The sequence below is a fragment of the Bacillus sp. JST-5 genome (assembly GCF_057747715.1).
Window position 1 is genome coordinate 1 of sequence record NZ_JBYLHW010000002.1, and the last position, 20841, is coordinate 20841.

The window sequence follows — 20841 nt, forward strand, 5'->3', positions numbered from 1 at the left end:
TATTGGTCTCCATAAAATGAAAATACCACAGCTTAAATGACTGTGGTAGACCCAAATTTTTATACTTTCTTATCTTTTAAAAAAAGTTTGAGGATTAACACCTCAAACTTTTTTATTCTTTAATTTCTTCGTATATTAATGTATGTGGCTGAACTTGATTGGAAGAAATTTTAATACTGTTATAAAGCATTTCTATTACGTCATTGACGTCTTCTCGATTGCTATGGATGGTGAGCAATGATTCTCCTTTTTGCACAGAATCTCCTACTTTTTTCTTTAATACAAGTCCAACAGCTAAATCAATTTCTGACTCTTTAGTCGCTCTTCCAGCTCCTAATAACATTGCCGCTGTTCCAACATCATCTGCAATGATTTCTTCTACCCAACCATCTTCTTTCGCTAGTAATTCAATTTGATATTTAGCAGTAGGTAGTTTCTCAGGTTGATCAACCACTGACTCATCTCCGCCTTGAGCTTTCAAAAAGATTTTAAACTTTTCAAGAGCAGAGCCATTTTTAATAGATTTTTCTAGCATTTTTCTTGCTTCTTCTGTGGATGAAGCTTTTTGTGATAAATACACCATATGGCTACCTAATGTTAAACATAGTTCTGTTAAGTCTTCTGGACCTTCACCTTTAAGCGTGTCGATCGCTTCTTTTACTTCCAAAGCATTTCCGATGGCAAATCCTAATGGCTGGCTCATATCTGAAATAACAGCCATTGTTTTTCTTCCAACATTGTTACCAATACGAACCATTGCTTTAGCCAATTCTCTTGCATCATCTAATGATTTCATAAACGCACCTGCGCCTGTTTTCACATCTAAAACAATCGCATCAGCGCCAGCAGCAATTTTTTTACTCATAATGGAACTTGCAATAAGAGGAATGCTATCAACAGTTGCTGTAACATCACGCAATGAGTATAGCTTCTTATCTGCAGGTGTTAAGTTTCCAGTTTGTCCAATGACTGCAACTTTGTTCTCGTTGACCAACTTTATGAACTCGGCATTATCAATTTCTACATGAAATCCAGGTACAGATTCTAACTTGTCAATCGTACCTCCAGTATGTCCTAAACCACGTCCACTCATCTTTGCTACAGGAACCCCAACAGATGCAACAAGCGGACCTAATACAAGTGTAGTTGTATCACCTACTCCACCCGTTGAATGTTTATCCACTTTAATTCCTTCAATTTTAGATAGATCAATTTGATCCCCAGAGCGAACCATAGCCATTGTTAAATCGGCACGTTCTCTTTCTGACATTCCTTGAAAATAAATAGCCATTGCAAGTGCACTCATTTGATAATCGGGAATACTTCCATCTGTATAACCATCTATTATAAAATTTATTTCCTCTGTTGACAGTTCTTTACCGTCACGCTTTTTTTCTATTAAGTCAACCATTCTCATTGATATTCACCTCAAATCTTAAACCTACTCAATTTCTTTCAAGAAGCTAGTGCCGTATTTAGGCATCTTCACATGGAAATTGTCTGCAACTGTTGCCCCAACATCGGCAAAAGTATTTCTCATTGGAAGCTGTTTGCCACCATTCATTCGTTTAGAATATACAAGTAATGGAACATATTCTCTTGTATGGTCAGTTCCATGGTGAATAGGATCGTTTCCATGATCAGCCGTAATGATCAATAAATCATCGTCTTTTAATAAATCAAAAACTTCTGGAAGTCTTGCGTCAAATTCTTCCAATGCTTTTCCGTAACCTTCTGGATCACGTCGATGACCATATAGTGCATCAAAATCCACTAAGTTTAAGAAACTAAGTCCGGTAAAATCCATATTTAAAGTATCTACCAATTTATCCATTCCATCCATATTAGAGACCGTTCTTAAAGATTTTGTTACACCTTCTCCATCATAAATGTCAGATATTTTTCCAATAGCAATAACATCTAATCCAGAATCCTTTAATTCATTCATAACTGTGCGGTCAAATGGTTTTAAAGCATAATCATGCCGGTTCGCTGTACGTTTAAAGTTCCCAGGCTCACCGATGAAAGGTCTTGCAATGACGCGACCAACCATATATTTTTCATCTAATGTTAATTCACGGGCAATTTCACAAATTTTATATAGTTCCTCTAATGGAATAACTTCTTCATGTGCAGCAATCTGTAAAACACTATCAGCTGAAGTGTATACGATTAGAGCACCTGTTTCCATATGTTCTTTTCCTAATTCTTCAATAATAGCTGTTCCACTTGCAGGTTTGTTTCCAATAACTTTTCGACCAGTTTTCTTCTCTAATTCATCAATCAATTCTTTTGGAAAACCTTCTGGGAACACTTGGAAAGGAGTATCAATTCTTAAACCCATAATCTCCCAATGACCTGTCATCGTATCTTTACCGCTAGATGCTTCTTGCATTTTTGTATAATAAGCAAGCGGTTTTTCTGCTTTTGGAATTCCTTTTAATTCACGAATATTGCTTAATCCGAGCTTTGCCATATTTGGCATATGTAATCCATTCATACGTTCAGCGATATGCCCAAGTGTATCGGCACCTTTATCGCCAAATTTTTCTGCATCTGGAGCTTCACCAATTCCAACTGAATCCATCACAATTAAAAAAACACGTTTATATGTATAGGAAGACATATAAACATTCCTCCTTCCAAACTTTATGAATGTAATATCAATTGTATATTATCCTATTTTTCCTTGCACTACACAAATAAAATGTAACGAAAAGCGAAGGCACATTTAGAACGCCGTATGAACGGGAGGGCCTCTCGCACTGAGATAAAGGAAACACAGCGAGGTACGAGCTGTTGTTGACTTATCGCAAGGAAGAGAGGTCATCGTTCACTAGGCGTTGGTGCCGCAGCTAGACAATCCGAAAAGCGGAGGCGAGCGCCTAGTGGCGAACGAACGGGACGCACTCCTGCAATTTGCTAGTATTTGAGCCCGATAGAAAAAGCCTTCCACAAAATTGATATTATATCATTTCTAAGACAACGAAAAAACCGCCTTTTAGGCAGTCTTATGCACGTGGATGAAATTTTGAATATACATCTTTTAATCTAGTTTTTGTAACATGAGTATAAATTTGTGTAGTCGAGATGTCAGCATGACCTAACATTTCTTGAACAGCACGTAAATCTGCTCCATTTTCAAGTAAATGTGTTGCAAATGAATGCCGTAATGTGTGCGGAGAAAATTCTTTTTGAATACCTGCAACACTCGCTAATTTTTTTAATATTTTCCAAAAACCTTGCCTTGTCAGTCTTTTCCCGAGATGATTTAAAAATAGTGCATCCGTTCGATGTTGAGGTTTCACCAATTTTGGTCTAGCAAACTGTAAATATTGTTCAAGTGCTTCAACCGCTTTACTACCAATAGGAATGATTCGCTCTTTATTCCCTTTTCCGATACAACGAATAAACCCCATCGTTAAATGAGCATCTGAAATATTAAGCTGCACGAGTTCACTTACCCGCATCCCTGTTGCATATAAAATTTCGATCATCGCTTTGTCCCGATATCCGAATTCATTCGACATATCTGGTGCTTGCAATAGTGCTTCTACTTCCGGCAAATTTAATACTTTCGGAAGTTTTTTTTCAAGCTGCGGAGTTTCGATATGTAAGGTCGGGTCTTCATTCGCTCTTTTCTCTCTTAATAAAAATTGGTGAAAGGAACGAATGGACGCAACATTTCTAGCCATTGTTTTAGAAGATTTCCCATCTTCTCTCATCTGTCCTAAATAACGCATAATATGAGAACGGGTGATGTTTTGAACGTCTAAAACACCAATGTTTTGTAAGAAAGTTCGATATTGTTCCAAATCTCTTTGATAGGAAACAATCGTATTTCGAGCTAATCCTTTTTCTACCGTTAAAAAATGAATAAAATCTAAAATTTCATCCTTCATCATATTTACTCCCCATCAAAATAAAACAAAAGAATACGTTCGAACCATGTAAAACTGAATTCGTCTACATTGGAAGAAACTTTTACTGCATCACCTTCAGGTTGGTCATAGCGATGTCTGTTTTCATATTCTTCATTTACCCACATAATAGCATAGTAGAAAATAATCGTACATCCTGTAAATAATAGGAAGACTTTCAATGTCCTCAACGCTAATCGAATATAATGTCTCATGAATTCTCCTCCACTGGCAAGCTTGAAATCTTTTTTTATTACAAGCTATGCCAGAAAGGACAAGAATTATACATCAGATGTGAATCATTTAAGGTATTTGAGCAAGTTCGTAAAAAAAAATAAAAAAGATAGCATTAGCTATCTTACTGATGAATGGTCGTTTTATCGCTTTGATTAGAATGTTTTTGTTCCTTCTCTTGACAGCGATGACATATACCATGGAAGGTGAGGCGGTGATCTTTAATTTTAAATTTCCAATTTTGCTCCACAATTGCTTCAACATCTTCCAATAAATCTTCTTGAATTTCATCTACAGATCCACATTCAATACAAACAAGGTGATGATGGAAGTGAGCTGCACCTTCTTGACGTAAATCATACCTTGAAACGCCATCACCGAAATTTATTTTATCTACCACTTTTAATTCCGTAAGAAGTTCCAATGTTCGATAAACCGTCGCTAAACCGATTTCAGGCGATTTTTCTTTAACAAGGAGGTAGACGTCTTCAGCACTTAAATGATCAGCCTCATTCTCAAGCAAAACTCTTAATGTTGCCTCCCGCTGTGGGGTTAATTTATAGCTTGAAGAATGAAGTTGTTTTTTTATTCTCTCTAATCTAGTTTCCATGAACAGGTCCTCCCTCGCCTAGTATGCTCTTCTGTTCATTTATGTAAATAGTTGACAGTTCTCATTCATTTTTCTTTCATTATACCAGAAGATAAGGGAGATGCAAAATAAAATCATTTTAAATTAGAATCAATAATATTTATTAAATAATATTTATTATTATTTAAGAACCAACAAAAGAAATAATCCCTTTCATTAACAGAGGTGTTACATATCCTTCAACGAGTGCAGCCGTACTTAAAACGAGGACTGCCAATGTAAACGTGATGATATATTGAACAAATTGAGGTCCAAATGGCTGGTGATAAGCTTTTACAAATAATTTTCGAATCATTAAAATAGAAAAACTAATTGCAGTAACAGTCATGAATAGATAGACAGGTACAATGATGAAATTTTGCGGTAAGACAGAAACGAACGATACGAGCATCCCTGACCATTTCATTTGGCTAACTAAAAATCCGACTGTAAATCCAATGACCATTCCTTTTAAAAATAATAGAACAACGATAAGTGGTAAACCGATGATAGAGATTCCTAATATCCAAATTAAACCGATAAATTTACTGTTGTACGTTAAGCTATGGAAAAAAATATCTTTTGAAGAAACAAGTTCTCCATTTGACAATTGTCCTAAATATTCATTTAAAAAATAAAACAAATCTTCTTTTTGTGAGTAGCTTAAACTATTTACGAGAATTGCCCCAAAAATAATTCCAATTAAAAATAGTACCGTACAAAATAAATAAATTGAGGAATATTCACGGACATGATTAATGATTGGATTCGTCTGATACTTTTTCTTCATTTTAATTCCTCCCTCATAAACTTACTAGATTATATGCAAGAGTTGGACAAGTATTCTTCTAAGTTTGTGAGAGAGGACAAGATTTAATAGATTTTATTCGAATACTTTATTGCTTGATTTTTCCGTATGTTCCACCGCCGCCCGCTTTCACTTGTAGTTCCCCTTTTCTAGCTTTTATGATTAGTTTTGCAGTCTTTTCAGGTATGATTTCCACTAATTCGCTAATTGACGAAGTATGAATCACGTTCATTTCTGTTCCAAATCGCTGCAGCAATTTTTGGTATGTTTTTGGACCAATGCCTGGTAAAAATTCAAGTGGGACTTGATGAATATATGGTGGTCGATTCGGACGGATGATCGAATCTGACAATTCTTTAATTCGATCAGCCACCCCTCTAGTAAATGAATAGGTTGAGCATTCCGGACAAGGTTGATTTTCGTCTACAATCGTCATTCCGCATTTAGAGCAAGTGGTTTCATGATATTTACCAAGCATTGGATCTAACCCATAATTTGCGATAATTTTTCTTCCCTTTTCACCTTTTAAGGCATAGGCTAATTCTTGAAAACTTGCTTCTTTTAATTGAATGGCTTGATATTCTCTCGCTATTTTTCCCAATGAATGAGCATCAGAATTCGTCACATACGTATACCGATGTAATTCCGATATACCGTCTGCCATATCTGTGTTGGAGCTAAGCCCTAATTCGATTGCATCAATTAAGTTAGGATCGAATACTTCACGTAAAGAAGTTTTAACCCCTTTTCCATAAAGACTTTTAAAAGGAGTAAATACATGTGCAGGAATAAACAGCCCGCCCAATTTTTTTACTTGTTTTTGTAATTCTCTTCCTTGTGTATAAATTCGTTGTGAACTTAAGTGAATATTTTTTAAATGTTGAGATAGCCAACTAGAAAATTCTTTCATTTTCACAACAGTTGGCAAATAACATAGCACATGGATAGGTCCTTGACAGAACAAATCATAAATTTCTAACTCACTACCTAAAATTAGCGTTACTTGTTTTTCAAATAAAAGACCACCATTTTCCAATTCAACAAGTCTTTTACCTTCCATTAACTCTTCTATTTCTTCGATCACTTCAGGTGAATGTGAATCAATGACCCCTACTATATCTAATCCTTTTTGATTTTTCGCCGTTTGTAAAATGTTCGTTAATGTTAAATTTTTAGAACCTGTTATTTTTACTGCTCTGCCGCTTTTTGTTCGACCAATATGGATATGCAAGTCAGCAAACATTCGTTTCATTGTCATTTCTCCATTATTGTTTGTAGCTGCCAATACTGAACAGCATACATTGTTTTGGCATCATATATTTCTCCTTTGCGAACGTACTCTAATGCTTCTTCCAACGTTAATTCTAAAAGTTCAACAAATTCATCCTCATCCGTCTGTAATGGATTTTCAATTTTTTTCAAACCTTTCGCCACATATAAATGTATGATTTCATCGGCAAAGCCAGGAGATGTATAAAATGAAGCAATGTGCTCTAAATCGTCACAAGAATAACCTGTTTCTTCTTCTAATTCTCGTTTAGCTGTACTTTTTGGCTCCTCACCTTTTTCTAATTTGCCAGCTGGAATTTCCACGAGTGAACGTTCGAGAGGTTTCCGATATTGCTTCACCATTATCATTTTTTGCTTATCAGTAAATGCCATAACAGCTACAGCACCTGGATGTTTTACAATTTCGCGACTTGCCGTCTTTCCGTTAGGAAGTTCAACTTGATCAACATAAACATCTATAATTTTACCTTTAAAAATTGTATCCCTTTTTATCGTTTTTTCTTCAAACAAATTCATAGGTACACTCCTGTTCTAAACAAGTTTCATTTCCCATACATTTTACCATAAACAATTGTGGAGGTTTTAAACAATGAAAGTGTTAGTTCATGAAAAAGGTGTAGTATTTGTAGGGAAAGCTTGGCAAATTCGACAACTTATAAAAAAATACAAATGTTCCTATCAATATGTAAAAGAATGGATCGATCACGTTCATTCTTAAGCCCTTCATTTGAACATTTTTTGGACATCCTTTACGATAATGGTAGATTGGGTGAAAGGATGAAGAAAATGGAAAAGCGCCAATTAGGAAACACAGATTTATATATTAGCAAAATTGGGTTAGGTTGTATGTCATTAGGAACAGACGTTGAAAAAGCAAAGTCCATTATCGATGCTTCTCTCGATTGGGGAATCAATTATTTTGATACTGCCGACCTTTACGATTTTGGTATGAATGAAGAAATCGTTGGAAAGGCATTAAAACATGTCCGTGATCAAGTGATTATTGCCACGAAAGTAGGAAATCGTTGGACAGATAAAAAAGATGGCTGGTTCTGGGATGCTTCAAAAACCTATATAAAGGAAGCTGTGAAACAAAGTTTAAAACGACTTCAAACCGACTATATTGATCTTTACCAACTCCACGGCGGAACGATGGAAGACAATATAGATGAAACGATTGAAGCGTTTGAAGAATTAAAACAAGAAGGTATCATTCGTTATTATGGAATCTCTTCGATTCGTCCAACCGTTATTCGAGAATATGCGACAAAGTCTAACGCAGTATCCGTTATGATGCAATATAGCATGTTAGATCGACGCCCGGAACAAGAAGCTTTTCCTATAATGAAAGAGAACGGTTTGTTTTGTTTCGCTCGTGGTTCGTTAGCGAAAGGATTGCTTACGAATAAATTATTAGAGAAAGCATCACCAACAATCCAAGAAAAAGGATATTTAGATTATTCCTACAATGAACTAAAGGAAATTCTTCCAGCGTTAAAAGAAACATTAGCTTCCAAACGCTCCTTCACTTCAGTTGCGATACAGTTTGTTTTATCGAATCCGACAGTTATCGCAGCCATTACAGGAGCAAGTTCTATAGAACAACTTGAAGAAAATGTGAAGTCCCTTCATGAAACACCATTAACCGAAGAGGAATTATCCTTTATCCGAAAATTAACGAAAGAAAATAATTATGATGTACATACCTTAAAAAATAGTAATAAGTAAAGTTTGAATATGTTTAACTGCTTAGCGGAAATAATATAAATTAAAACGGCCTTAATCCAGTATTGTACAGGACTAAGACCGTTTTGTTTTTCTTGAAATCTATTTCTTTTCTGAAATCATCAAAGGTCACATATATGTGTCAATAAACCTTCTCTCACTTTTGAAAGTTCTTCAAAACGATGGTTCTTTTAATTCTATATTTTTTATTAAAGTTATAATCATATTGGCTATCATTATCATTCTTGTTATGTTTAGAAAGGACCGTGTAAGAAACAAACGTGTCCAAGCTTATAAACAATTCCCTGCCATCTATTATCATTGACGACTTATTTTTCCGGCTGGAATCGCAAAACAATTATTAAATATTTTTCTAATGGAGTAGTTCAATGGGGAGGTATTCGTTCCTATTCGGTAGTGTGCTTGCTTTCATAAATATGATTGCAGTTGAAATCTATAGAATAATAATCATCTTTGGAATGATTCCCCTGTTATTTCATATCATTATTCGGAAAAAGATTAGTTCGAATTCCATACTGAAAAAATGCACCTCCATTTGTTAGATTTCTGTGTCTAACAAATGGGGTGCAGTTCACTTGTTAACAAGCTCATGATTTTTCTATTTCAAGTAGTGATTTAATGAATATTATGTTTTCTAAAATTTCCGCCTCTTACTTCAGCTACATCATATACAGTTACGAATGCTTGATGATCAACTTCGTTTATGATTTCTTTCAGCTTTGTTTCTTCTAATCGATTAATGACGCAAGTGATTTCAATAAACTTTTCATTTGTAAAGCCACCATAAACTTCTTTATATGTAGCACTTCGACCTAAGCGATCCCGGATGGTTTCTATCATTTGATCTGGTTGGGTTGTAATTATATGAAAGGTTTTAGAACCACTAAGTCCTATTTCAACAATGTGAATAACTTTTGATGCAATAAAGTAAGCGATCGCCGAAAGAATGGCACCTTGAAGTCCAAAAACGGTAGATACAAAAATAAACACAAAAATATTTAAAAAGAGAATTAAATCACTCGTACCGAACGGTAATTTTTTGGACATTAATACGGCCAACATATCAATTCCATCTAGTGCTCCACCATTCCGCAATGCTAATCCCATACCCGTTCCTAAGATTATCCCACCAACAACCGTTACTAATAATGTATCTCCTTCAATAATGGTCGGGATGTGATGCATAAACATCGTACTAACGGAAAGCGAAGCAATACCAAGTATTGATAAAATAGAGAATGTCTTCCCTATTTGTTTATAACCTAACCAAATAAATGGAATGTTTAAAAGGGCTATGAGAACCCCTAAAGGCAAGCCAAATAATTGTGATCCAACGATACTAAGACCGGTTACTCCCCCGTCTGAAACGTTGTTTGGAATTAATACGGCTTCAAGACCATAAGCAGCTATAATTCCCCCAATAATGACCATAACCCCTTGAACGATTTTTCTTAAAGGACTTTTTTTATGTTTTTGATTCGTACCCATATGACTCCTCTTTTCTAACGGTGTATCTATCTATAGTTTTACAAATAAAGTAAAAAAGTTACTTTTATATCCTACCATATAAAATGATCATTTGTGAAATAAAGACATATTTCAATGTTCTCATTTAAAATCTTTCCAATTTAATTGGCTTTCCTTTAGCAATTCTTCGAATGATTTATTTTTTTCTCGTTCTTCCCGCTCTTTACGTTTCTTTTCTTCTTCTAATTCCTTCCTTCTAAGTTCTTCTTCTTTTAATGCTTTCTTTTTCTCCATGAGACTAGCAAGAATATCTTCGCTTAATGCTTCTTTCAACAATAATTTTGCCTCATTATTTTCTTTTTTACGACTCATAGCCATCTCCTTACCTTAAATTTACAGAATATTAATATGTTTCTTGCATTTTAGCGTCATCACTCGATAAAATGTTGAAGAGGAGGGATATTCATGATTTTACCAAATAAAGTTACCATTATTGAAGTAGGACCTCGCGATGGACTTCAAAATGAAAAAACATTCATCCCAACAGAAAAAAAAATTGAATTTATATCAAAATTAAAAGAAGCTCGATTAAAAGAATTAGAGATTACATCATTCGTATCACCAAAATGGGTACCACAAATGGCAGATGCGAAAGAGATTGCGAATCAATGTTTAGATGAGGATACTCGACATTTTATATTAGTACCGAACAAAAAAGGAATGGACCGTTTATATGAAACAAATGCCCGCGCTGTAGCTGTTTTTGTCGGTGTTAGTAATACATTTAATCAAAAAAATATTAATAAATCTACGAATGAAAGTTTGGAAGAACTAAAGCCTCTTATTCAAGAATTGAAAGAACGAGAGTATTTCGTTCGTGCTTGTATTTCAACAGCTTTTTATTGCCCGTATGAAGGAAAGCAAAAAGAAGAGGATACTATTCGATTGTGTGAAGCATTTGTTGATGCAGGTGTCGATGAGCTCAGCGTAGCCGATACGATTGGAATGGCGAGTCCAAAAGAGGCTTATTCTTTATTTAAAAAGCTGAAAAAACGCTTTCCCAATACTTTATTGACTGCCCATTTTCACGATACAAGAAAATTGGGGTTGGCGAATATTTTCGCTTCTCTTCAGGCAGGTGTGGACCGATTTGATTGTTCAGCAGGAGGACTTGGTGGTTGTCCGTTTGCACCTGGAGCATCCGGTAATGTTGCTACCGAAGATGTTGTCTATATGCTCGAAAGAATGGGGATTGAAACGGGCGTCCATTTAGAAAAACTTGTCGAAGCGATAGATATTATCGCCCCAATCATTTCAAGACCGATCGAATCCGGTTATTATCAGTTATATAAACAGCAGTCGAAAGTATAATCGTACTTTCCATCGTTTATGATATTATTGAAAACTAGGGTGAATCATTGTGATTACCCGGGAGGCAAACGAATGAAAAAAGCATTTTATACGTTATTTACCATTCTTATTGGGATTCTAACACTAGGTTTGTATTTTACTCAACGGCTGATGTACATTCGCAAAAAAGATGAACAGTTGATTATCCAGCGAGAAGAAACAGCTGGACGTTTTAATCGAAAAGAATGGGAGCAACTTCCAAAGGAATACGTTTGGATACCCTCTCCACACTCCTATAATATCCGAGCGGTTGTCGTTCGCGTTCATCAAACAAACCGATATATCGTTTTCTCACACGGTGTAACGGAAAACAAAATGAATTCCATTAAATATATGAATATTTTTTTAAAACGAGGATTTAATGCCGTCATTTATGATCATCGGAGACATGGTGAAACTGGTGGCGATACTACATCCTATGGATATTATGAAAAAGATGACTTAAAAGCAGTCGTTGAGTGGCTTTATAAAAAGGTGGGAAGCGATTTACTCGTAGGCATTCATGGAGAATCAATGGGAGCAGCTACCGCTCTTTTATACGCTGCAGACCCCGATAGTCTCGCTCATTTTTATGTGGTTGACTGTCCGTTTTCTGATTTACGAGAATTGCTAGCTTATCGAATTCAGCAAGAATTGAAAATCATTGCGCCTAAATGGTTGCTTCCAATTGGAAATGTTTTATTAAAACTTCGGAACGGATACAGACTGGAAGACGTTTCACCGATTTCAGTTATTGAGCAAATTAACGAACCTATTTTATTTATTCATAGTGAAAAAGACGATTATATTTTACCAAGCATGACGAAAAAACTTTATGAAAAAAAACGTGGAGATAAAATGATGTTCATTGCTAAAAATGGAGCCCATGCCCAGTCTTATAATGAAAATCAAAAAGAATACGAGGATACAATTGATGAATTTTTACTTACTTACGTTTTGAAATTTCAAGATCATTAGAACATGCCTCTAATGATCTTTTATTGTTCATATAAACTCATTCGAGAATGAAACATTTGCTGTTTGCTTTTTAATTGGAAACTTTTTGTTGTCTCTGAATAGTCCAGCTGCATTTCATCATCAAAAAAGATCATACTTCCCTTATTGATATATATAGGAAAGGGCGAATTCGTAATCATTTGAACATCATAGCGATCTAAATCAGATCCAATGGTTAACGCTGTCACTCCATTAACTCCACACCCACATCCGTCAGTATCATACGTTAATTTCACATATTGGTTTTGTTTTAATTTTTCTTCGATCTTTTTTATCGCTAACTCACTCAAGTTCAATTTTATCATAGCGATTCCTCCTATCTTCTCTCGTAGTATATCTATTTTCTTTTCTTCGGTAAAGAAACTTAGCTTGCAAAAATTGTGAATACCCTTTACTCTGATGAAAAGAGAGCTTTTTGAAAGGATGTGGAGGATTTGGAAAAAGTTCAGATTAAAGTAAATGACAACGGATCGCTACGTGTAACAGGGGATGTTGAATTAATTGACGCAGAAGGTAATCGTTTTGTTACAAAAAAAACATTTTCCCTATGCCGTTGCGGGCTGTCTAATAACAAACCTTTTTGTGACGGATCTCATAAAGGCAAGTTTGAGTCCGTTGTACGTGCAGAAAAATCCGAATAATTTTTAGGGAGAAGTGATTCCTCTTCTCCCTTATTCCTCTATCAGCTGTACATCTTCTATATCAGACATAGGAATATGATGTTTTTTCCCACCTTCATCCATCATGATCATCATCTTCGTTAACACATCATACTTATCCAGCTTTCCCGCCAAATGTTTATGACGTTTATGTTCATAATAAGTAACATTTATTTTATAGCTGTATTCCATCGCGATGTTCATGATACGATTCATTTCTTCAATCTTTTGCTCGTCTAATTGCACTTTTGACTCCCATTGATCTTCCTCTTTCCAATCACGCAAAAGTTTTACATGCTCTGGGAGCATCATCGACGTCCACTTGATTCTGCCACGATCACGAATCACGCCTTATCCCTCCGTTTTTTATGCCTTATGACCGCCGACTAACTTCGCACGGTATTTTGCTGTTCCACCTTCTGTATAAGAAACCGCTCGCAAAAGGGCATCAGGACCAAATCGACTCCGAATTCGATCAACAACATATCCTAATTCTCGTTGTTTCCATCGATTTGGTTCAAATAAGCTCAACTGAATCATTTCATCAGGGACGACATTGGATAATGATACTGATATTTGCCGAACGGTTCTTCCATCGTAATGTTTCGAGAAAAGTTCTAAACATACAGCATACAAATCCATTGTAATATTCGTTGGTTCTTTCACCGTTTTTGATCGATAAAATCCCCCGCCTAACTCTTCATGACTGTAGCCGATGCCGAGACTGACAGTTCTCCCCGCCATTCGATGAGTTCTTGCTCTTCTTGCGACTTCTTCGCACATTTCTAATATAACATGCCTAATTTCATCTTCTTTTTTATAATCACGAAGTAAAATTTGACTCTTTCCAAAACTGATTTGTCCATCCATAATCGGAGCACCTATCTCAGAAAGATCTACCCCCCATGCATGATAATAAAGTTGGTTACCCATAATTCCAAATTTTTCTTCTAACTTTTTTAACTCATATCGTGCAAGCTGACCGACTGAAAAAATGCCCATGCTGTTTAATGTTCGCTCTACTCTTTTTCCAATTCCCCACATTTCTCGTAATGGAGAGACAGGCCAAAGTTTTTTTGGCACATCTTCATACGACCAAACAGCAATTCCTTCCTTTTTCGCTTCTAAATCAAGCGCCAGCTTAGCAAGAAGCATATTCGGCCCTATTCCGATGGAACATGGAAGCTGAAATTCCCGCTCCATATCTTTTTTGATTTTTTCGGCAATCGTATAAGCATCACCCCAAAGGTGTAGCGTTCCATCCACTTTTAAAAAACTTTCATCAACGCTATATGTGTGAATACATTCTTTTGGAACATAGCGATGAAACAAGCGAGAAATTTCCGTCGATACGCGTAAATATGTCCCCATTTTCGGCTCAACAAGTTCAATTCGGGGGTCATTTGGAATTTCAAATAACCGCGACCCTGTTTTGATCCCAAACTCCTTTTTCAAACGAGGAGAAGCTGCCAATACAACGCTTCCGGGACGATTTTTATCACCGACAATCGCAATGTAACAGTTTAACGGATCCTTTCCCTCTATGACTGCCGAACAGCTTGCATAAAAACTTTTAATGTCCACACATAAAATATGCTGACGTGGCAATGTATCGTAATCAACCATGCTCCTCACCTCACCAAACATATGTTCGATTATATTCTATTCTATATCTTATACGAATATACGTTCGTGTTTCAATGGGAATTTGTGCAAAATGACTCATGAAAAAAGATATAGAAAGTGGAGTTTTTAAAAAAGAGCATCCAAATGTGGTAATAAAAATCAGGAAATTATTAACATTTCTTGAGTAAAAATAAGGGGGATCATATGAAGAAAACATTTAACGATTGATAAGTTTTATTTATCGCCTTAATCGGATTAGTTATTTTTACTGTTTACAGTAAAATGTTTCGTAAATATAGCGACAAAAAAACAGAGGGGAAAGACTCTGTTTCAAACGAATTATTTTATTTCTTCTAACTTCGCTTCATCAACGTAATACATATATTTTAGCAGTTTACTTCCATGTGTAAATGAGAACAATTCCATTTCATACGCATTTTTCTCAGGTGAAAAATGAAACTTTTTTAAAATCAATGGTTTTTCATAACGATCAAGTGCATCCTTTAACATCGCCGAAACAGCAATGCTTTCCTTTTGACTCGTTTCATCAACAAAAATTTTCAATTCGACGGCATCGGCTTGAGCAGGAAACGATTCACGAATCTCTCCTGAATGGAATGGCTGTACTTTCATTCCTAATTCCAGATCAGAAAACAAAAATCTATTTCCATCTGAATCAATGATAATCGTATCCTTATTAGTGGTATAAAAAATATCTCCAATGAGTACCCTCTTTCCTTCAATAGCCGTAATAAAACCAGTAGGACCACTAACACCTTTTTCGTGATTAGGAGCTTTCCCATTTGCCATTAAATCAAAACTATTTCTCCCACAAGCTATTAATAATAATGAAGCTAACAAACAAACGATGAAAAACTTTTTCATCCCATTTCACCACCTTTATCATAAAGACGAAGCTAATAAGAAATACGTTACAATTTTATTTTTTATTTAACAAATTTCCCGCCACTTTATCCGCAATAGAAGGAAACAACTGATATAAAACACTTCCTACATTCATCCAACGTGGTACATTTAATTCCCGTTTTGGCTTTATCATTAATTGGACGATTTTTTCTGCAACATCATCCGGCTTAAGCATAAATTTTTTTACATTTTTCACATAGTTTCCTGATCGATCCGCAACATGAAAAAAATTTGTTTCTATTGGTCCAGGATTTACCGATGAAACATAAATGTTCGTTTTCGAAAGTTCCATCCGCAAACTATTCGTAAATCCTAATACGGCATGTTTCGTAGCGGAATAACCACTGGATTTGGGTGTTGCTAGTTTACCGGCTTGTGAGGCAATATTAATAATATGCCCTTCGTTTCTTTCTATCATAGAAGGAAGAACTTCCTTCGTACAAGCCATCAACCCGATCACGTTCACCTCAAACATTTGTTTAATCTCCTCTAAATTTGCATCTATAAATGAATCAAAGATTCCAAATCCAGCATTATTTAAAAGTATATCGATATGATGTACATCTTTGAAAATTTGTTGAAAAACAACTTTTACTTGATCGGTATCACTAACATCGAGCGAATAATAGAGACAATCAACGGAAAATAATTGATGAAGTTGTTCAGAGAGACGTTTTAGTTTTTCTGTAGATCGTGCAATTAATATAGGTCTAGCTCCTAGCTTTGCAACGTTATAAGCTACTTTTTCACCGATGCCTGAGGAAGCACCTGTAATCACAATGTTTTTGTTGTTAAGCTCTTTCATATCACACCTCAATATTCACCAAAATTTTCTTGTTATCTAATATTTTATACAATAGCTTGCTAAATAAATAGAATCGAGAAATTTGTTATCGTGGATGATAAATTCGTCATAGAAGGAATTTTATTTGAGGACTATAAACGAAATTTAGTATTGGATATTGGTATATACAAAGTTAATGAAAGGTCGAGCGGATGACTCCTTACAACGCACACAAGCCGAGGCGACGTGAGTCTATGGGGTCATCCGCGAGATAAAGTAAAAGGTTCATCTTTTTTTACATAACTGGACTAAAAACGTCTTATTTACTTTTATACATCCATACATCATCATTTCGAGAAATTACTGTTACTTCATCAATCGATTGTAAATAATCAAGCTGAGCCACTGTTTCAGAAAGCGTTAAAGATAGCTCTCTTTCATAAGCTTGAGGAAATAATTGCTTGCAAATGTCAAAAGCGGTCAAAGGCATTTCTTCAATCATATTTTTTACTTTCATAGCTCTTTCATGTTGTCTAGCAATTCTTCGGTCCACTAATGCATGAACATGTGCAACATCTGGCCCATGTCCAGGCAAGACTTTCTCGATTTCATAATTTTTTAACTTTCGAAGAGAATCGTTATACTGTAACTGTGGTTTTGGTCTCTCTTCTCCTCTTTTTTGTGGCGGTTCTAAGAGCGGATTGGATGATATCGTTGCTAATACATGGTCTCCACCAATTAATGTCCGACTTTGCGCATGATAAAAGGAAAGATGGCTTTGTGCATGCCCTGGTGTTTCAATCACTTCCCATCCATGAAGTCCATCGATGAAATCGCCCTCGTGAACAAATTTTGTTAGCGGGCGCTGACTCGAAAACTGTAGCGTTCCTTCCATCTTTTGAATATGGAAAAATTGACTAGCATCAACGCCAAGCTGATGGAACATATTATGATAAAAATTGCGATGATACTTGGTAAACTCTTCATCGCGAATTAACCATGGTTGTCCATACTCATGTCCGATAATTTGTTCAGCACTATCCAAATAATCAGTTAAACCAACATGATCCGGATGGTGATGGGTATAGATCACTTGTTCAATGTCATTAGGAGTTAAATGTAACTCTTTTAATTGTTGCACAAATCGTTGCCATGCTTCATTTGTTTTAGGTCCAGCATCCACTAATGTTAATGCATCCCCTTTTATGACATAGCAATGTACATCCCCTACAGGAAATGGAGTAGGTAACGTGATTTGAGCGATTCCGTTTTTCCATTCAGTCATATGTATCACCTGTCTATGAATATTTCTGTATATGAAAAATCGTACTCAAGCATTACATCTATATTGTACCTTTTCGCTATTTCGATGTCATTTATTTTCACATGTCTTATAAAAAACTCGATATAAAAATGATTTTTTCCTCTTGACAAACAAGCAATCTATTGTTCATAATCAATAAAAATTAAAAATGAAAAACAGGCAATGATTAAGGCCAGTAAATAGGAAATGACGAAAGAGAGTGGAACTCGGCGGCTGAAAGGTTTCACCGTCCTCTTTCCTATTGAACCTACCTTATGAGCTGTTAGGAAAACCTAAACGTAATCCTTGCGTTAAAGGAATCGAGTTGCACAGTTGTATGAAAATGAATCAACTGTGAATAAAGGTGGTACCACGGAAGTAAAATCTTTCGTCCTTAGTGGATGAAAGATTTTTTTTTATTATTAAGTTCATTTAAGCGGAGGTAGATGAGATGAGAAAGATTGCTTTTTTAGGGGCAGGGTCAATAGCTGAAGCGTTGATTTCCGGAATGATTAAGAAAAATATTTTCAAAGGCGAAGATATAATTGTAAAAAACAAATCCAATAAACAACGATTAGAGACACTGAAGAAAAAATATGGCATTATCACCGTAGAAACGGCAGAAGAATTGTTAAATGATATCTCCCTATTATTAATTACTGTAAAACCAAAAGATATCAATCAAGCTTTAGAATCTATAAGACCATATCTTTCCGATCACGTGACGATTGTGTCCGTTGCAGCGGGAGTTTCGATATCAACGATTCAACAAATGCTGAACAAAGCCAATCCAATCATTCGAACGATGCCAAATACCTCTTCTAAAGTCCATGAATCGATAACAGCGATGTCCTATAACTCAAATGTATCCGACGAACAAGTAATGTTTGTCCGTCGATTGTTTGATACCGTTGGAAAAACCTATATCGTTGATGAAAAACATTTAGATGCGATTACCGCATTATCTGGTAGCGGTCCAGCTTATATTTACTATTTCACGGAAGCAATGCTACAAGCAGCCATGAAAATTGGGTTAGATGAAAAACTTTCAAAAACATTCATTGTTCAAACGCTTAAAGGTGCCGTCAAAATGATAGAGGCAACCGATAAAACGTGCGAACAGTTAAGAAAAGATGTCACGAGTCCTGGAGGAACAACAGAAGCAGGTATTAACAAATTAAATGATTACAACGTCCAAAAAGCGATCATTGAATGTATTGTAGCAGCAAAAGAACGTTCCATCCAAATTGGTAAGCAATTTGAAAATACTTTTGTAAAATCAAAATAATTCGTATTATTTTATTTTTCCCTCTAATGATTGGTATACTTTTCTTGTGAGAAAAGCTAAAAGGAGTGTAGCTCAATGAGTGCAAAGTTGTTTGAACCATATACGATTAGAAATATGACTCTTCCAAATCGTATTGTCATGTCACCAATGTGTATGTATTCCTCTCATAAAAAAGATGGCAAAGTGCAAAATTGGCATTTAACCCATTACGCATCACGCGCTGTTGGAAAAACGGGATTAATTATCGTCGAGGCAACAGCCGTAACTCCACAAGGAAGAATATCTGATCAAGATTTAGGGATTTGGAGTGACGAACATATCGAAGGATTACGCACTTTAGTAGATGCTATGAAGGAACACGGGTCTAAAACTGGGATACAAATTGCACATGCTGGTAGAAAAGCAATGGTAGAAGGTGAAATTATTGCTCCTTCAGCCATCCGTTATAGCGAAAAATATAGAATGCCAAAAGAAATGACAAAAGAAGAAATTAAAGAGACTGTACTTGCTTTTCAAAAAGCGGCAGAACGAGCAAAGGAAGCCGGGTTTGATTGCATTGAAATCCATGGTGCGCACGGATACTTAATCAATGAGTTTCTATCCCCATTATCAAATCAAAGAACAGATGAATATGGTGGTTCTCAAGAAAATCGATATCGTTTTCTAAAAGAAATCATTGTAGCAGTAAGAGAAGTTTGGGATGGTCCATTATTTGTACGCATTTCTGCAAGTGATTACCATCCTGAAGGGTTGACGGTAGAAGATTATGTAGTTATGTCTAAATGGATGAAAGAAGATGGAGTCGATCTCATCGATGTAAGTTCAGGTGCTCTTGTACCTGCACGAATTAACCTTTATCCCGGTTACCAAGTAAAATTTGCAGAAACGATTCGAAAAGAAACAAAAATTCCTGTAGGGGCTGTCGGTTTAATTACATCACCACTTCAAGCTGAAGAAATTTTACAAAATGAGCGTGCCGATCTAATCTTTATTGGACGCGAACTGTTGCGTGATCCATATTGGGCAAGAACAGCTGCCAAACAACTTAAATATGACTTACAACCACCTGTTCAATATGAACGTGGATGGGTATAACATAAAAGAGTCGTGCATATCGTCATGAACTCTTCATAGTAAGATGCTTACAAAAAACGGGATTGGGTAAATCCAATCCTGTTTTTTGTTTGAACAAATCAATTTATGCAAATTTATTAATCTTCCCAAATTCGTTTCACACTTTTTTCATTTTCTGAAACAGTTATTTCAAACACATCTGGATTGGTCATTTGTAACAATTGTTCATATCCATAATTATGATCAAATAATCTTAAAAATAAAGTAGATAAATTTCCATGCGAGCATAATAGAAAATTTGACTTTTCCGACTGCAATAAATCCGAATATAGAGAAGAGGCACGCTTTAATCCATATGCGTTTGACTCCCCACCTTCTAAACATAAATGAAAATTATCGAAACTCTCTTTTAATCGATCCTTCCAATTTTCTAACGATTGATTTGAAAGTACTCTTTCGCTCAACCGCTGATCGACAAAGATTTTTATTCCTAAATGGTTAGCAAGAGGGGTAACTGTATCAATCGCTCGTTTATAGGGACTAGATATTATGGCATCAATCACTTTTCCTTGAAAAAAATCAATTAATCTTAAACTATCTCTTTCTCCTTCTTTTGTTAAAGGGGCATCAAATGATTGTCCACTGGCTTGAGCGTGTCGAACTAAATATATTTTTTTCATC

The 20841-nt window shown here is 35.6% G+C and carries 24 protein-coding genes and 1 other annotated feature; of the genes, 7 read left to right on the plus strand and 17 right to left on the minus strand.

Annotated elements, in window-relative coordinates; translation table 11 throughout:
* Positions 1 to 112: 112 nt before the first annotated feature.
* The 8 genes from AC3ASS_RS00705 to AC3ASS_RS00740 all read right to left on the minus strand — a co-directional run bounded on the left by AC3ASS_RS00705 (position 113) and on the right by AC3ASS_RS00740 (position 7396).
* Positions 113 to 1417 (minus strand): pyrimidine-nucleoside phosphorylase, encoded by a 1305-nt coding sequence (locus AC3ASS_RS00705; protein WP_488281576.1) that lies wholly within the window; start codon positions 1415 to 1417, stop codon positions 113 to 115.
* Between the two features lie 24 nt (positions 1418 to 1441).
* Complete coding sequence (deoB, locus tag AC3ASS_RS00710; protein ID WP_488281577.1) at positions 1442 to 2626, minus strand: phosphopentomutase; 1185 nt, start codon at positions 2624 to 2626, stop codon at positions 1442 to 1444.
* 385 nt (positions 2627 to 3011) lie between these two features.
* A complete protein-coding gene (gene xerD, locus AC3ASS_RS00715; protein WP_488281578.1) occupies positions 3012 to 3902 on the minus strand; it encodes a site-specific tyrosine recombinase XerD in 891 nt (296 codons plus the stop codon).
* A gap of 5 nt (positions 3903 to 3907) precedes the next feature.
* Positions 3908 to 4135 (minus strand): YqzK family protein, encoded by a 228-nt coding sequence (locus AC3ASS_RS00720; RefSeq protein ID WP_488281579.1) that lies wholly within the window; start codon positions 4133 to 4135, stop codon positions 3908 to 3910.
* Between the two features lie 143 nt (positions 4136 to 4278).
* On the minus strand, positions 4279 to 4764 hold the full coding sequence (gene fur, locus AC3ASS_RS00725) for a ferric iron uptake transcriptional regulator (protein WP_488281580.1): 486 nt from the start codon (positions 4762 to 4764) through the stop codon (positions 4279 to 4281).
* 163 nt (positions 4765 to 4927) lie between these two features.
* Positions 4928 to 5572, minus strand: a complete 645-nt coding sequence (gene spoIIM / locus AC3ASS_RS00730) for a stage II sporulation protein M (protein ID WP_488281581.1) — start codon at positions 5570 to 5572, stop codon at positions 4928 to 4930.
* Between the two features lie 106 nt (positions 5573 to 5678).
* Positions 5679 to 6842 carry a TIGR00375 family protein gene (locus AC3ASS_RS00735; protein ID WP_488281582.1) on the minus strand — a complete coding sequence of 388 codons (1164 nt, stop codon included), beginning with the start codon at positions 6840 to 6842 and terminating at the stop codon, positions 5679 to 5681.
* A gap of 2 nt (positions 6843 to 6844) precedes the next feature.
* A complete protein-coding gene (locus AC3ASS_RS00740; RefSeq protein WP_488281583.1) occupies positions 6845 to 7396 on the minus strand; it encodes an NUDIX hydrolase in 552 nt (183 codons plus the stop codon).
* Positions 7397 to 7469: 73 nt separating this feature from the next.
* Between AC3ASS_RS00740 and mciZ the strand changes: the two genes are divergently transcribed.
* Entirely contained in the window at positions 7470 to 7598 is a 129-nt protein-coding gene (mciZ, locus tag AC3ASS_RS00745) for a Z-ring formation inhibitor MciZ (protein WP_488281584.1), read from the plus strand.
* Positions 7599 to 7666: 68 nt separating this feature from the next.
* Positions 7667 to 8608 carry an aldo/keto reductase gene (locus tag AC3ASS_RS00750; RefSeq protein WP_488281585.1) on the plus strand — a complete coding sequence of 314 codons (942 nt, stop codon included), beginning with the start codon at positions 7667 to 7669 and terminating at the stop codon, positions 8606 to 8608.
* Between the two features lie 633 nt (positions 8609 to 9241).
* On the opposite strand, the gene AC3ASS_RS00755 is transcribed toward AC3ASS_RS00750, so the two are convergent.
* Together AC3ASS_RS00755 and AC3ASS_RS00760 are read right to left on the minus strand one after the other, a co-directional pair.
* Positions 9242 to 10114, minus strand: a complete 873-nt coding sequence (locus AC3ASS_RS00755) for a YitT family protein (RefSeq protein WP_488281586.1) — start codon at positions 10112 to 10114, stop codon at positions 9242 to 9244.
* A 120-nt stretch (positions 10115 to 10234) separates the two neighbouring features.
* Positions 10235 to 10465, minus strand: a complete 231-nt coding sequence (locus AC3ASS_RS00760; RefSeq protein WP_488281587.1) for a DUF3886 domain-containing protein — start codon at positions 10463 to 10465, stop codon at positions 10235 to 10237.
* Positions 10466 to 10558: 93 nt separating this feature from the next.
* Between AC3ASS_RS00760 and AC3ASS_RS00765 the strand changes: the two genes are divergently transcribed.
* Positions 10559 to 11464 (plus strand): hydroxymethylglutaryl-CoA lyase, encoded by a 906-nt coding sequence (locus AC3ASS_RS00765; protein WP_488281588.1) that lies wholly within the window; start codon positions 10559 to 10561, stop codon positions 11462 to 11464.
* 72 nt (positions 11465 to 11536) lie between these two features.
* Positions 11537 to 12460, plus strand: a complete 924-nt coding sequence (locus tag AC3ASS_RS00770; RefSeq protein ID WP_488281589.1) for an alpha/beta hydrolase — start codon at positions 11537 to 11539, stop codon at positions 12458 to 12460.
* 20 nt (positions 12461 to 12480) lie between these two features.
* On the opposite strand, the gene AC3ASS_RS00775 is transcribed toward AC3ASS_RS00770, so the two are convergent.
* The gene (locus AC3ASS_RS00775; protein ID WP_488281590.1) at positions 12481 to 12804 is read right to left on the minus strand and encodes an iron-sulfur cluster biosynthesis family protein; all 324 of its coding nucleotides are present in this window, start codon (positions 12802 to 12804) and stop codon (positions 12481 to 12483) included.
* A gap of 129 nt (positions 12805 to 12933) precedes the next feature.
* Between AC3ASS_RS00775 and AC3ASS_RS00780 the strand changes: the two genes are divergently transcribed.
* On the plus strand, positions 12934 to 13140 hold the full coding sequence (locus AC3ASS_RS00780; RefSeq protein ID WP_488281591.1) for a CDGSH iron-sulfur domain-containing protein: 207 nt from the start codon (positions 12934 to 12936) through the stop codon (positions 13138 to 13140).
* A 30-nt stretch (positions 13141 to 13170) separates the two neighbouring features.
* Here AC3ASS_RS00780 and AC3ASS_RS00785 read toward each other — a convergent pair whose 3' ends face one another.
* The 5 genes from AC3ASS_RS00785 to AC3ASS_RS00805 form a co-directional block, all read right to left on the minus strand.
* Positions 13171 to 13506 (minus strand): YolD-like family protein, encoded by a 336-nt coding sequence (locus AC3ASS_RS00785; RefSeq protein WP_488281592.1) that lies wholly within the window; start codon positions 13504 to 13506, stop codon positions 13171 to 13173.
* An 18-nt stretch (positions 13507 to 13524) separates the two neighbouring features.
* Positions 13525 to 14784, minus strand: a complete 1260-nt coding sequence (locus tag AC3ASS_RS00790; protein WP_488281593.1) for a Y-family DNA polymerase — start codon at positions 14782 to 14784, stop codon at positions 13525 to 13527.
* Positions 14785 to 15123: 339 nt separating this feature from the next.
* Positions 15124 to 15669 carry a hypothetical protein gene (locus AC3ASS_RS00795; RefSeq protein WP_488281594.1) on the minus strand — a complete coding sequence of 182 codons (546 nt, stop codon included), beginning with the start codon at positions 15667 to 15669 and terminating at the stop codon, positions 15124 to 15126.
* 55 nt (positions 15670 to 15724) lie between these two features.
* Positions 15725 to 16516 carry an SDR family NAD(P)-dependent oxidoreductase gene (locus AC3ASS_RS00800; protein ID WP_488281595.1) on the minus strand — a complete coding sequence of 264 codons (792 nt, stop codon included), beginning with the start codon at positions 16514 to 16516 and terminating at the stop codon, positions 15725 to 15727.
* 298 nt (positions 16517 to 16814) lie between these two features.
* Positions 16815 to 17780: an MBL fold metallo-hydrolase gene (locus AC3ASS_RS00805; protein ID WP_488281596.1), complete on the minus strand. Its 966-nt coding sequence runs from the start codon at positions 17778 to 17780 to the stop codon at positions 16815 to 16817.
* A 192-nt stretch (positions 17781 to 17972) separates the two neighbouring features.
* Positions 17973 to 18197: a binding site (T-box leader), on the plus strand.
* A gap of 52 nt (positions 18198 to 18249) precedes the next feature.
* Here AC3ASS_RS00805 and proC point away from each other — a divergent pair.
* Both proC and namA read left to right on the plus strand, forming a co-directional pair.
* Positions 18250 to 19086 (plus strand): pyrroline-5-carboxylate reductase, encoded by an 837-nt coding sequence (gene proC, locus AC3ASS_RS00810; RefSeq protein ID WP_488281597.1) that lies wholly within the window; start codon positions 18250 to 18252, stop codon positions 19084 to 19086.
* A gap of 75 nt (positions 19087 to 19161) precedes the next feature.
* Positions 19162 to 20181, plus strand: coding sequence for an NADPH dehydrogenase NamA (gene namA / locus AC3ASS_RS00815; RefSeq protein WP_488281598.1), 1020 nt, complete (start codon positions 19162 to 19164; stop codon positions 20179 to 20181).
* A 116-nt stretch (positions 20182 to 20297) separates the two neighbouring features.
* Here namA and AC3ASS_RS00820 read toward each other — a convergent pair whose 3' ends face one another.
* Positions 20298 to 20840: a histidine phosphatase family protein gene (locus tag AC3ASS_RS00820; protein WP_488281599.1), complete on the minus strand. Its 543-nt coding sequence runs from the start codon at positions 20838 to 20840 to the stop codon at positions 20298 to 20300.
* Position 20841 lies beyond the last annotated feature (1 nt).

Coding starts and splice junctions, on each gene's coding strand:
- AC3ASS_RS00705 (WP_488281576.1), bottom strand. CDS start 1,417: ATGAGAATGGTTGACTTAATAGAAAAAAAGCGTGACGGTAAAGAACTG.
- deoB (WP_488281577.1), bottom strand. CDS start 2,626: ATGTCTTCCTATACATATAAACGTGTTTTTTTAATTGTGATGGATTCA.
- xerD (WP_488281578.1), bottom strand. CDS start 3,902: ATGAAGGATGAAATTTTAGATTTTATTCATTTTTTAACGGTAGAAAAA.
- AC3ASS_RS00720 (WP_488281579.1), bottom strand. CDS start 4,135: ATGAGACATTATATTCGATTAGCGTTGAGGACATTGAAAGTCTTCCTA.
- fur (WP_488281580.1), bottom strand. CDS start 4,764: ATGGAAACTAGATTAGAGAGAATAAAAAAACAACTTCATTCTTCAAGC.
- spoIIM (WP_488281581.1), bottom strand. CDS start 5,572: ATGAAGAAAAAGTATCAGACGAATCCAATCATTAATCATGTCCGTGAA.
- AC3ASS_RS00735 (WP_488281582.1), bottom strand. CDS start 6,842: ATGAAACGAATGTTTGCTGACTTGCATATCCATATTGGTCGAACAAAA.
- AC3ASS_RS00740 (WP_488281583.1), bottom strand. CDS start 7,396: ATGAATTTGTTTGAAGAAAAAACGATAAAAAGGGATACAATTTTTAAA.
- mciZ (WP_488281584.1), top strand. CDS start 7,470: ATGAAAGTGTTAGTTCATGAAAAAGGTGTAGTATTTGTAGGGAAAGCT.
- AC3ASS_RS00750 (WP_488281585.1), top strand. CDS start 7,667: ATGGAAAAGCGCCAATTAGGAAACACAGATTTATATATTAGCAAAATT.
- AC3ASS_RS00755 (WP_488281586.1), bottom strand. CDS start 10,114: ATGGGTACGAATCAAAAACATAAAAAAAGTCCTTTAAGAAAAATCGTT.
- AC3ASS_RS00760 (WP_488281587.1), bottom strand. CDS start 10,465: ATGAGTCGTAAAAAAGAAAATAATGAGGCAAAATTATTGTTGAAAGAA.
- AC3ASS_RS00765 (WP_488281588.1), top strand. CDS start 10,559: ATGATTTTACCAAATAAAGTTACCATTATTGAAGTAGGACCTCGCGAT.
- AC3ASS_RS00770 (WP_488281589.1), top strand. CDS start 11,537: ATGAAAAAAGCATTTTATACGTTATTTACCATTCTTATTGGGATTCTA.
- AC3ASS_RS00775 (WP_488281590.1), bottom strand. CDS start 12,804: ATGATAAAATTGAACTTGAGTGAGTTAGCGATAAAAAAGATCGAAGAA.
- AC3ASS_RS00790 (WP_488281593.1), bottom strand. CDS start 14,784: ATGGTTGATTACGATACATTGCCACGTCAGCATATTTTATGTGTGGAC.
- AC3ASS_RS00795 (WP_488281594.1), bottom strand. CDS start 15,669: ATGAAAAAGTTTTTCATCGTTTGTTTGTTAGCTTCATTATTATTAATA.
- AC3ASS_RS00800 (WP_488281595.1), bottom strand. CDS start 16,516: ATGAAAGAGCTTAACAACAAAAACATTGTGATTACAGGTGCTTCCTCA.
- AC3ASS_RS00805 (WP_488281596.1), bottom strand. CDS start 17,780: ATGACTGAATGGAAAAACGGAATCGCTCAAATCACGTTACCTACTCCA.
- proC (WP_488281597.1), top strand. CDS start 18,250: ATGAGAAAGATTGCTTTTTTAGGGGCAGGGTCAATAGCTGAAGCGTTG.
- namA (WP_488281598.1), top strand. CDS start 19,162: ATGAGTGCAAAGTTGTTTGAACCATATACGATTAGAAATATGACTCTT.
- AC3ASS_RS00820 (WP_488281599.1), bottom strand. CDS start 20,840: ATGAAAAAAATATATTTAGTTCGACACGCTCAAGCCAGTGGACAATCA.